Source organism: Lysinibacillus sphaericus, assembly GCF_002982115.1.
Classification (GTDB): Bacteria; Bacillota; Bacilli; order Bacillales_A; family Planococcaceae; genus Lysinibacillus; species Lysinibacillus sphaericus.
Window position 1 is genome coordinate 3,508,375 of record NZ_CP019980.1, and the last position, 12,170, is coordinate 3,520,544.

10 protein-coding genes are annotated in these 12,170 nt (G+C 36.2%); all 10 read right to left on the minus strand.

The features are described from left to right. Positions 1–51 precede the first annotated feature (51 nt). The 10 genes from LS41612_RS17405 to recA all read right to left on the minus strand — a co-directional run bounded on the left by LS41612_RS17405 (position 52) and on the right by recA (position 11,978). Positions 52–1,560: a lipopolysaccharide biosynthesis protein gene (locus LS41612_RS17405; RefSeq protein WP_024361953.1), complete on the minus strand. Its 1,509-nt coding sequence runs from the start codon at positions 1,558–1,560 to the stop codon at positions 52–54. Further along, a complete protein-coding gene (locus tag LS41612_RS17410) occupies positions 1,557–2,600 on the minus strand; it encodes a glycosyltransferase family 2 protein (RefSeq protein WP_024361954.1) in 1,044 nt (347 codons plus the stop codon). Before LS41612_RS17410 ends, LS41612_RS17405 begins: the two co-directional genes overlap by 4 nt. A 4-nt stretch (positions 2,601–2,604) precedes the next feature. Next, positions 2,605–3,945 carry an O-antigen ligase family protein gene (locus LS41612_RS17415; RefSeq protein WP_024361955.1) on the minus strand — a complete coding sequence of 447 codons (1,341 nt, stop codon included), beginning with the start codon at positions 3,943–3,945 and terminating at the stop codon, positions 2,605–2,607. Further along, positions 3,942–5,123 (minus strand): glycosyltransferase, encoded by a 1,182-nt coding sequence (locus LS41612_RS17420; protein WP_024361956.1) that lies wholly within the window; start codon positions 5,121–5,123, stop codon positions 3,942–3,944. The genes LS41612_RS17415 and LS41612_RS17420 overlap by 4 nt, the downstream gene beginning before the upstream one ends. Positions 5,124–5,161: 38 nt before the next feature. Beyond that, positions 5,162–6,280, minus strand: a complete 1,119-nt coding sequence (locus tag LS41612_RS17425; RefSeq protein WP_024361957.1) for a glycosyltransferase family 4 protein — start codon at positions 6,278–6,280, stop codon at positions 5,162–5,164. A 63-nt stretch (positions 6,281–6,343) separates the two neighbouring features. Beyond that, positions 6,344–7,108 carry a tyrosine-protein phosphatase gene (locus LS41612_RS17430; RefSeq protein ID WP_024361958.1) on the minus strand — a complete coding sequence of 255 codons (765 nt, stop codon included), beginning with the start codon at positions 7,106–7,108 and terminating at the stop codon, positions 6,344–6,346. 31 nt (positions 7,109–7,139) lie between these two features. After that, positions 7,140–7,844, minus strand: coding sequence for a CpsD/CapB family tyrosine-protein kinase (locus tag LS41612_RS17435; protein WP_024361959.1), 705 nt, complete (start codon positions 7,842–7,844; stop codon positions 7,140–7,142). Positions 7,845–7,875: 31 nt separating this feature from the next. Then, on the minus strand, positions 7,876–8,574 hold the full coding sequence (locus LS41612_RS17440; protein WP_029747181.1) for a YveK family protein: 699 nt from the start codon (positions 8,572–8,574) through the stop codon (positions 7,876–7,878). Positions 8,575–8,899: 325 nt separating this feature from the next. Then, positions 8,900–10,459, minus strand: a complete 1,560-nt coding sequence (gene rny / locus LS41612_RS17445; protein WP_024361960.1) for a ribonuclease Y — start codon at positions 10,457–10,459, stop codon at positions 8,900–8,902. Between the two features lie 454 nt (positions 10,460–10,913). Next, positions 10,914–11,978, minus strand: coding sequence for a recombinase RecA (recA, locus tag LS41612_RS17450; protein ID WP_024361961.1), 1,065 nt, complete (start codon positions 11,976–11,978; stop codon positions 10,914–10,916). Positions 11,979–12,170 lie beyond the last annotated feature (192 nt).

The window sequence follows — 12,170 nt, forward strand, 5'->3', positions numbered from 1 at the left end:
TCATTCGAGTGTTCTAGCTTGTATGCCTTCCTCATTATCAAGAGAACGCTACTAGTCATTGGAAATTACACGTTTTAAATGCAGCAAAATTTCCCGCATCGTTGTAGGTTGGAACATAAAATTCCCCATCACAACTACTAAAATGGTCCATAAAGAAATGCATATAGCTGCTAAAAACCATGCCTTTGCGCTCACAATATGTAGTTCGATTAAAAATAAAAATGGGGATGCCGCGATAAATGCCAAAATACAATTCAGCGCTATTTTTTTAACCGTAATACGTACAGAATTTTTTAATATTTCTTTAGATGTATATAAGATTAAGTCACAAGTACGATAGGCATACGAACACAGTCCGCCTATTAAAATGCCTTCCGCCCCTAAAAATTGCACTAAAACAAAGGACACAGAAAGATTAATGGCCGCTTCAATCATAGCTTGATTTTTTGTCTCTTTAAAATGCCCTGCCGAATTCACTAATGTATTCGCAGGAATTCGTATTGCATTGGCAATGCCTACTAGGACAAAGAGTGCAGCTAACCATGGTCTTATATAGTTTGCATCCTCAACACCCGCTGTATAAATCGTGATAAAAGGCAAAATTAACAGAGCTGTACATGTGTAACCGAAAGCAACGACTGCAAAAAAAATACATTCAAAATGATGAAAATGTCGTTGCAGTGCCTCTTTTTCTTCTTTTACAAGTATGTCTCCAAAGGCTGCTAACATCGCACCGGAGAAAGCTGAAATAAATAATGTAACAGCATTAAATACCATATTGTATACAGTAAATACACTAACCTCTGCAAGTCCAAGAAAAATGGTAATTAACATAAACGGTGTATTAAAAACAACAAGCGAGGCGATTTGATGGATTAAAGCATCCCATCTTTTTTTTATAGCTGGTGTATTTGGTGTTACTTTACTATTAAAATATGGGTATTTTTTTTGGACATATACTTTTAAAAAAAGAATATCTAGTAATAAAAGAATGCTAGAACTGCCAACTACAATAATGATTGAAAAGCCAAGGGTTAGTAAAGTTAGGGATAGCATTGTACTAACAACTAATAAACATGTTTGAATTCGGAACACAATATAGCTTTTTTGATCTGCTGTTAGCAAAACGTAATATTTCCCAATCAAAAAATATTCCCATACACCACTGATACCTAAAATCAGCACCATATAAAATGCGGTTAGAGGTGACACATCTTCCTTTACCAACAGCGGATAGAACATAGCCAACAAGGCTACTAATACAACAAAAATCATACCCGAACGTCGATAAAAATAATGCGTGGCTGAAAGGATGCCATTTATCTGTTCTTTGTCGTTCATAGCTAATGGTTTGTAAAGTGCTGCGACGGATGCACTACCGATACCCGCTTCTACAATTTTTAAATAACCTAAAAATTGCTTAATCGATGTAACAAGTCCATTCGTAGCAGAACCATAAGTCGTCATAAATAATCGAGGCAAAATAAAATTCATCACGGCGGTAACAACTTGCAACACGACATTGGAAAATAAGTTTAATAAAATTTTCCTTGTTCTCATTTTGCTCCCTTTATAGTCTTACTAATATTGGTTTTTTGTTTGACCCTAGCCAATACATATAGTAAAAAAATAGATTGTCTCTTTAATAACAAAATGATTAGTTTCACTTTGAATGGCAATTTATTTAGACAAATTGCCTGTAACACCTCATTAATGTCGCGATGTTTAAGCATTTTTTTGAGAAAGGCTCTTTTTTCACGTAAGGTTTTCTCATTCTCTCGATGCAATTCATTCTGGACTCCTGCAATCACTAAATAGGTCAAATAATACTGTAGTTGATTTACGAAATAAGGGGCAGGGGATAACTCTCTCAAATGTTTATATAAGACAAGTGTTTTCTCAAAAAACTGCTGATCATAGCTAGCTGTCATAGAAGAAGGATTTTGGCGATAATGATAAAGATACTCTTTGTCTAATAAATAGATACTTTTCGCATTAAGTAAACTTGGATATGTACAGGCAACATCTTCCCCCATGCGTATTTGATCGTCCACTTGATATTGAAATTTTTCAAGAAGTGACTTTTTAAATAGTTTATTTGAAACAGAAGGAAATAATCCAAACTGATAGTATTGCCCCGCATACAGCATAATCGGGTAAACTTCTTCTATCATCCTATCCTTTTGATATAATCCAGGTTTCACAACTTGCGTAGCTTTAACTTCATAATCTTGATAATTTTCTATAATATCGCAAATAACAATATCTACGTTAAAAGCCTGTGCTGCATCACATAGTGCTTGATACATGTCCGCTTCAATCCAATCATCACTATCTACATAGCCAATATATTTTCCTTTCGCAATGCTTAGACCCGCTTTGCGCGCACTAACAAGGCCACCATTTTCTTTATGCACAACAATAATTCTTGCATCACGTGCAGCATAGTCGTCACATATGTTGGGACTATTATCTGTTGAGCCATCGTTGACTAGTATTAATTCAAAGTCCTCAAATGTTTGTCTTAAAATACTATCTAAACATTGCCGTAAATAGAGCTCCACATTATAAATAGGCACAATAATACTTAATAATGGCACTGCTTTACCTCCCAACCTCATGCTCCTGCGTTTTATAAAGTGCTAAGGCAAACATAATCATTAAAATATGAAAAGGGAAATAATCCATAACGAACGAATCAAGTACAGTATTAGCTATTAACATAATATAGAGAGGAATTGCGTTGATGGTTAGGTATTGAAAGTTTGTTTTACTATTACTAATGTTTTGACGGAGAACTTTAGTTAAAGAGAAGATATAGAGTAATGCAAGTGCTACTCCTACTACACCAAGATAATAAGGCGTGGATAGATACATTGTATGTGCCATTTTTGCAGTAGAGAAGCTTGTGCCAAACCCCGCTCCAAAAACAACGATTTTCGTACTTTGTAAAATTTCTGTCGCAAACATATTCCAGCTACTCACTCGACCAGTCGTAATAGCATCTGTCGATGTTCCTGCACCAAAAAAGCGAACCCAATAAATTTCGAATAGTCTCTCGTAAAAAAAAAATAACGAAACACTTAACACTACGACGATAAACGAAGCAAATTTAATCGCTGTTTTAACATTGTGCTTTAGAAACATAATGAACGTTAATAAAATGAATGTGATAAATGTGATAATAAACATTTTAGAATAAGTAAATACACCAAATATAGCTAAAATTATAATAAGCACAATCGGTGTAACTTCTATTTTATTGTCGTAACAATAAAGAACGAGTAAGCACGCAATAGCTATTAGAATTTGCAAACTAAAATAATTCGGATCTAAATCTAAACCTGTAAACCGTGTATTAATGGTACTTGTCGTTTTTACTGTATTAACGATTGTCATGGACTCAATAAAGTGATTAATCCCTGGAACAGAAAAACTTACCCACCGTACGAGAGCAGCACTTAATAAGCCTACTGCATAGACATAAGTATATCTTCTAAAATAACCCTTAGAATCGATGAACAGAACGGCAAAAAAGATGACACTATAATTTAATACAAAGCCAAACGCTTCGATAACATTGCCACTACTAAACAGTGTTGCCATAACAGCAAAAAACACAAAAAGAACATACGTTAAAACAAGCTGTGTTGAAATCCTCTTCTTGTGTATAAAGAGTGTTACTATACTTAACACAATATAAAAAAAGCATAGCACGACAAAAAGTGAGTGACCTGTTAACTCAAACTTTATGACATACACCCATGAAATAAAAAACAGTAAATAATCAAGTCGATGTGGTTGCTTATCCAACAGCATCGCTGTCATTACAAATAGGATAAAAAGCCAAAGAAAAAGCGGATTATCTGTATACATTTTTAACACAACAAAAATACTGGAAACAATACAGAGCAAAATACTATAATTTTTTCTTTTTACTATCATTGACGATCAAACTCCAATACTAATTGCTCTCGTGCCTTTCGATTTGTATAGCTATTTTCTTCAATATACTTTTTCATCTTGTCGAGACAATCCTTATTTTGGATGATATTAGCAATGACCGCGTAAATATCCTCTATATCCCCATCTGTTATCAATCCATTGAATCCATGTTGTATTTGTTCACCTGCTGCTGCAAAATTCGTCGTAATAACGGGCGTTTCTAATATTAATGCCTCGCCAACTACCATCGGATAACCTTCATACGCTGAAGTTAATATCAGGACATCGCTTTCTTTAATAAACGGATATGGATTATGACATTCCCCAACAAATTCAACTACATCATCTACACCTAATTGTAATGCTAATTGTTGATTAAAAAGTAAGTCTGGTCCATCACCTATAATTCGCCAATGCAATCGCCCGATAGAAGACTCTTTTAAAAGCTTACATATATGTGGAATAAGGTCGAATCTTTTTGTGGCATTGTCCATTCTACCAACAGATACTAAATCCATCGTTCCTTTTTCAAATGGCGTATAATATGTTGCTAACTCTTTAATTTCCGCTATCGGAAAAAAATTGTAGACAACTTGTATTTTATGTTGATAGGGCGGGAGAAATTTCAGTAAATTTCGCTTACATGCTTCAGAAACACAAATTAATCTATCAAAATTTTTATAGGTTTTGATACAAACCTTATAATTAAAATTTGCTCTTAATGGATCGGTATGTATCCATGCAAGCTTTTTATGTGCCTGTACAAATTGATCGACGAATAAATTTGTACCTCGATTAAAATAACTATTTGGTGCGTCATTAAAATAAGAAATGGCTATATGATAGTGTTTACTAGGGCGATGATTTTTTAAAAGTAATGTATAAAAGTTGTTGGAGCCAATAATGCGTACAAGCAACATACATACTATGCGCAGCAAAATATGCCAGACATTTTTTCTCTGTTTCACGACATAAAAGGGGGTAGCGATTAGTTGTAATAATAAGTTGCCGATATTTACATTGACGTTAGGAGGGATGTCCTTTAAAAGCTCACCTTCACCAAATGTAAAAATATCAATTTCATATTGTTCATCAACACTAAGTTCTTTTAATGTATTAATTAACGCCTTTTGAATACCGCCCATCTGAAAATTTTGCGCAACAAATAATATTTTCATAAAGTCTGAAATCCCCCTAAAATCCAATATTATGTGTGCTATAAATGGCTATACAATGTAATGATACGCTTTTCCATTTCGCTCCAGCTATAGTGGTCTTCATATAACAGTTTCATTTTACGAGAGATCTCTGGCCATTCTTTTTTGCGCTCAATTAACTTTTCAATAGCTTGTTGTAAACTATGTTGATTATAATCAATTAACTCTCCTAGATTATGTGCTGCTACTACTTCCGACATTCCAGTATTTTTCACCATAATTAAAGGTTTTCCGAGCATCAGTGCCTCATAAAATTTATTCGGTGCTGCATAATAGTGATTAGAAACTTCGGGGTCGTAAATGGCAGTCATAATGTCACAACTATTTTCTAAAGCGAGTGTTTTGTCATACGGAATCTTCCCGTAATAGAGGATATTGTCATACTTTTGCGCGAGTTCGGCCAATCCGTCTGCATACTCGCCAAATCCGCCAATATGCAATTCATAGTTTCTATTTGCTTTTACTATTTCAACTAGTTCTTTAATAAGTCTTTCCTTGGCTAATATGCCAACATAGACTATTTTTACTTTATCTTTGTTCAACTGTACGTCATGATTTAACGGCATAGGAAGTGGCGTATTATAAATCACCTCTATTTTTTTGGGTGATGCATTCGCTATTTGACCTTTTCGTTTTTCTGTACAAATAATAACAGCATCCACACGATTCAACAGAGCGATATCTATCTTTTCAACAATCTTTCCTATCATTGCTGGCCCATGAAAGGGAGCAGTAATGGAATCAAACATATCATAAATAACTTTTTTACGGAGTAACTTCCCGCATATCGTGCCGATAAATGCTGTATCGAAGTCACAAGCGTGTATAATATCATAAGTATTTTTATGTTGAAGTAGCCATTGAAATAGTTTTATTTGAAATCGCAATAGTGGAAATAAATTTTTTTTAAATCCGCCACCAAAAGTAGCAGGGATGCCAAACCTTGTGATTTTAATGGGCTGTGTACGCTTTAGAAATTGTACTTTTTCCTTATATTTGCTATCTCTATCCCAAGCTACTATTTGTACATGCCAGTTATTTTTTATAAGGCTGTCCACTTCCTTTTCAACTCTAGGATCTGGAGATATTGGATTACTTCTCATAAAAACAACTCTCATCCCTACTGTCCCCTTATTTATTTAATCCCTTCTATCAGTCATGCATGTTTAATTTTTGCTTATTTAAAATAATCTCCAACCTTTTTTTGTAAATTGATTGTCAGGTTCATATACGATGACAGGCTGATTATGGATGATTCGTGCATTATTGGCTAAAAAATCATCCACTGCATCTAATTGTTTGTGCTTTTCTAAAAAGCGAAGTCCTTTTTCAAATAACAATGGGCGTGTCGTAACATTATGCACATCCGAACCATATGTATGAACGAGGTTCGAGCGAACTAATCTCAAAGAGAGCTGTTGAATGGATTTGCCAAAATGGCCAGCTAAACTGCCTGCGGTTATTTGTGCGAGTGCCCCCTCTCGTATAAGTTGCTCCAAGCAACTTGGATCTTCTGCTATGGCTGTATTGCGTTCTGGATGTGCAATGATTGGTGTAATACCCGCTGTCAATAAATTGTAAATCATTGTTCGTGTATATGTCGGTATGTAACCTGATGGAAGCTCTAATAATAAGTAATTCGAATCGGCTAATGTGTGCAACTGCCCGCTCTCTAACAACGCTAAAATATTCCCCGCCAGTCTCACCTCATGCCCAGGATAAAGTGTTAACGACATGTGTCGGTTGTCAATTTCCTGCTGTAATTTTATAATTTGTTCATTCACTTCATGAAAAGGAACATTATATAACGGGTGCAGAACATGTGATGTAGCTATCATAGCTGTAATGCCTTCTGCAATGGCTTGTTCAAATAATTGGAATGTCTCCGCTACTGTTTCTGGACCATCATCAACATTCACTAAAATATGGCTATGCATATCGACCATTACATTTCACTTCCCTATCTATACCCATATCCTAACGGTAATAGTGATCATAATATTCGCCTAGTGGTGTTTTATAATTATTTAAAACGACACCTAAAATATTCGCCTTTGACGCCTCAAGACTTAATTTTGCTTTTAGTACGCTTGTATTTTCCACTACACCACTATTGACAATTAATAGTGTGCCATGGCATTTATTAGCTAAAATTTGCGCATCCGTGACCGATAGCAATGGCGGAGCATCAAAAATAATGATGTCAAAATCTTTTATCAGTTGAACAATGACGCTATCCATCGTTTTAGAAGCTAAAAGTTCTGCTGGATTAGGAGGAATTGGTCCGCTTGTCATAACAAAAAGATTCGGAATCTCTGTACTGTTTAACACTTCTGCCATTTCATATTGTCTAGTCAGTAAATTTGATAGTCCCCTTATATTGGCTAAGCGAAATGTATAATGCATGGTTGGCTTACGTAAATCTGCATCAACAATTAATATCTTTTTTCCTTCTTGTGCAAAGACAACACCTAAATTAGCCACATTTGTGGACTTTCCTTCGCCCGGTGTGGCAGATGTCACTAAAATGGTTTTGATTTCTTGGTCGGGCATTGCAAAGGTAATGTTTGTTCGGATGGTACGAAATTGCTCAGAGACAAAGGAATTACTATTCGCAACTGTCACAAGCTTCCTGCCCATTTTGGCTAGTTTTTTTTTATTTGCTCTTTTATGTTGAAACATTGTTACTCCCTCCTTCTGTTATGAGATTTAATCATATATTTTTATAGGTTGCATCGTTTATTTTGCTAATGATACCCATAATCGGCAAGCCAATGATTTCTTCGATATCTTGCTCTGTCTTAACGGTTGTATCCAAGCATTCTAGTAATACAGCAAAGCCAGCGCTTACGATGAACCCTAGCATCGCAGCAGCCACAATATATAAATTTTTGTTTGGCGCCACTGGCTCAGGCTCGTCATCTAATGTCGCTACTGACAAAATATTAATATTATCTATCGTCATTAACACTTGAATCTCCTCTTGAAATACCCCAGCTACTGTATTGGCAATATTAACTGCCATATCAGCTTGCTTGTCTTGAACGGCAATATTCACAACTTGAGAATTACTCGCACTCGATACAGTAATCTGTTCTTTTAATTTTTCTGGTGTACTATCTAAATGAAGCCGGCTAATCACTTTCGATAAAATAGCAGGGCTTTGAATAATGACATTATACGTATTAATTAAACGCAAATCCGTTTCCACCTGTTGTACACCTAAACGTGATTGTTGGTCGATATTTTTTTGATTTACTAACAGCTGCGTTTGTGCTTCATAAGTAGGCTTTATGATAAAAAAACTAAAGAACGCCGTGACTAATGCTAAAAAAAGTGCAAAGCTCATAATATACAGCAATTGCTTTCGTACTATTTTCACTACATCTTGCAAGGTGATAGTTTCTTGCAACGACCCTCACTCCTTGACATTACATATACTGGCGATTCTATATTTTTGTCAGTTCTTCTGGCATTTTTCACAAAAAGTTTTATGGCCTATTATATTATTGATTGCCTTCTTTTATTCATCTTGAAAAAGAGCTAATACGAAGTGTTTCTTATATAAAATTGGACACAAAAAAAGTGTCCCCCTCTGTGGGAACACTGAACAATACAAGATGTTGTTGTGCATTTTTTACTTGAGCTAAATGTTAGCTCTTTTCAAAAAGGCACTGCTTGATGACTCATGTAAAAAGACCCCTCTTGCTTGTAGCCAAGAGGAGTCTTATATTTTATTATTTCGCGTACTCCACTGCACGTGTTTCGCGGATAACAGTTACTTTAATATGTCCTGGATAATCTAGTTCTTCTTCAATGCGCTTACGAATATCACGCGCAAGTCGATGAGAAGCTAAATCGTCAATTTTTTCTGGTTGAACAATAATACGGATTTCTCGCCCTGCTTGGATGGCATATGATTTTTCAACACCATCGTAACTTTCAGAAATCTCTTCTAATTTTTCTAGTCTGCGAATATAGTTTTCCAGTGTCTCACTTCGAGCACCAGGACGCGCTGCAGATAATGCATCAGCTGCAGCTACTAATACTGCAATGACAGATGTTGCTTCTGTATCACCATGGTGAGAAGCGATACTGTTAATAACAACAGGATGTTCTTTATATTTCGTTGCTAACTCCACGCCGATTTCAACATGGCTTCCTTCAACTTCGTGGTCGATTGCTTTCCCTATATCATGCAATAAGCCAGCACGACGAGCTAACGCTACGTCTTCACCAAGTTCAGCAGCTAGTAAGCCTGCTAAATATGCGACCTCCACCGAATGTTTTAGGACGTTTTGCCCGTAGCTTGTACGATATTTCATGCGGCCCAAAATCTTCATTAGGTCAGGGTGTAGATTGTGGATGCCGATTTCAAATGTCGTTTGTTCCCCTGTTTCACGAATTTGTTCATCTACCTCGCGACGAGATTTTTCAACCATTTCTTCGATGCGAGCAGGGTGAATACGACCATCCTGTACCAGCTTTTCAAGTGCAAGTCGAGCCGTTTCACGACGAATTGGATCAAAACCAGATAAAATAACAGCTTCTGGCGTATCATCGATAATTAAATCGATACCTGTTAACGTTTCGAGTGTACGGATATTTCGACCCTCTCTACCAATAATACGGCCCTTCATTTCATCATTTGGCAAGTTCACAACAGAAACAGTTGTTTCTGCTACGTGATCTGCAGCAAAGCGTTGTAGTGCCAATGATAAAATTTCACGCGCCTTTTTATCAGATTCCTCTTTCACACGCGTTTCAGATTCCTTCGTCATCACTGCAATATCAGTTGCTAGCTCTTTTTCTACTTCACTTAAGATAATAGTCTTAGCTTCATCTCTTGTTAATGCAGAAATGCGCTCTAGCTCTGTTTTTTGCGCTGCAACGAGCTCGTCCACTTTGCTTTCCATCTGTTCAATATGCTGTTGTCTTTCAGCTAGAGCTTGTTCTTTACGCTCTAAGCCGGCTTCTCTCTTATTTAGAGCATCATCCTTGCGATCAAGATTCTCTTCTCTTTGCAATAAACGGTTCTCTTGTTTTTGAAGTTCTAAACGACGGTCACGAATGTCATTTTCGGCTTCAGTGCGAAATTTGTGAGTTTCATCTTTGGCTTCAAGTAGTGCTTCTTTCTTTAATGCCTCCGCTTCTCGTTTTCCTTCTTCAACGATTGTTTCAGCGACATGTTTAGCACCAGTGATTTTTGAGTCATTCACTTTTTTCATGTAGATATAGCTAACAGCGGCACCAACGATGAGTCCAAGCAAAGCGGAGATGATAGTAATTCCATCCATATGAACACCTCCTCTTGCTATTTGGGTAATACAGTTTCAGTCGGCGCATACAAAAATTGTACTGCCTATTTTAAAGTCATAATTCAGAAATTATACATATTTAATTGTATAGCTAGCCCCAAGCTCTGTCAAGGATAGACGGGCATCTGTTCGCCTATCTGAAAGAAAAAAAGTAAGTCATATCCATAAGGACTATAAATTTACTGTATCTTTTGTGCTAGATAAAATACCTATGCTCCTTGAAAATGAATTTATTTGGGACAAAGGTGTCAATACAATTATTACCACAATTACGTACATCTTAATACAATTATTTTCACTTTCTTTGACAAAACGAAGACTTCTTTTTTACTGGCTATACTTTAGCAGACGATCAAGCGCAATTCATGCCTATGAAACTACAATGAAAACAAAAAAATCGTCCTCACTCCATTAGAGTGAGAACGATATATTATTATTTGTCATCTTCAAGAAGAAGCATTAACTCTTCATCCATTTCCTCATCATCATGTGCAGCAATGGTATAAGATGATGCAGCTATGCCATAAGAAGAACGAATTTTATTTGCAATTTCTTCTAAAATAGCAGGGTTTTCTTTTAAATATTGTTTTGCGTTTTCACGTCCTTGGCCTAGACGCTCATCACCATATGCATACCAAGATCCACTTTTTTGAACGATGTCTAATTCTACACCTAAATCCACCGTTTCGCCTTCTTTAGAAATCCCTTCACCATACATAATATCAACTTCAGCTGTACGGAATGGTGGCGCTACTTTATTTTTGACAATTTTAATTTTCGTACGGTTACCCATAATGTCATTACCTTGTTTGATTGCTTCAGCACGACGTACTTCTAAACGAACTGAGCTATAGAATTTTAGCGCACGACCACCAGGAGTTGTTTCTGGATTTCCGAACATAACACCAATTTTTTCACGAATTTGGTTAATGAAAATAGCGATTGTTTTAGACTTATTAATCGCACCTGAAAGCTTACGTAATGCTTGAGACATTAAACGAGCTTGTAAACCAACGTGCGAGTCACCCATATCGCCTTCGATTTCAGCTTTTGGTACAAGTGCTGCAACAGAGTCAATAACGATAATATCAATCGCCCCACTACGCACTAATGCTTCTGCAATTTCCAGCGCTTGCTCACCTGTATCTGGTTGAGATAGTAATAGTTCATCAATATTTACGCCTAATTTTTGAGCGTAAATTGGATCTAATGCATGTTCAGCATCGATAAATGCTGCTTGTCCGCCCTTAGCTTGTACTTCTGCAATCGCATGAAGCGCAACGGTCGTTTTACCTGATGATTCTGGACCATATACTTCAATAATACGTCCACGTGGATAGCCACCAACACCTAATGCTGCATCAAGCGCTAGCGAACCACTTGAAGATGTAGCAATTTCTAAATCTGTTTTTTCGCCTAGCTTCATGATAGAGCCTTTACCGAAATTCTTTTCAATTTGTTTTAACGCCTGTTCTAAGGCTGCTTTACGATCACTCATTGTTTTTCCTCCTTTGAAACTGTTCACTGTTTTTATCTATCTCTACTATACTTGTTTTTGAGAGAACACGCAAGAAAAAAGCGAACATTTATTCGATTTTTGTGCAAAATAAAAATTTGGATAAGTTTTTCCTACCCAAATTCCCATTTTGAACTATCATAATCAATGCTATTTTTAGTGTAATAGCTTCAT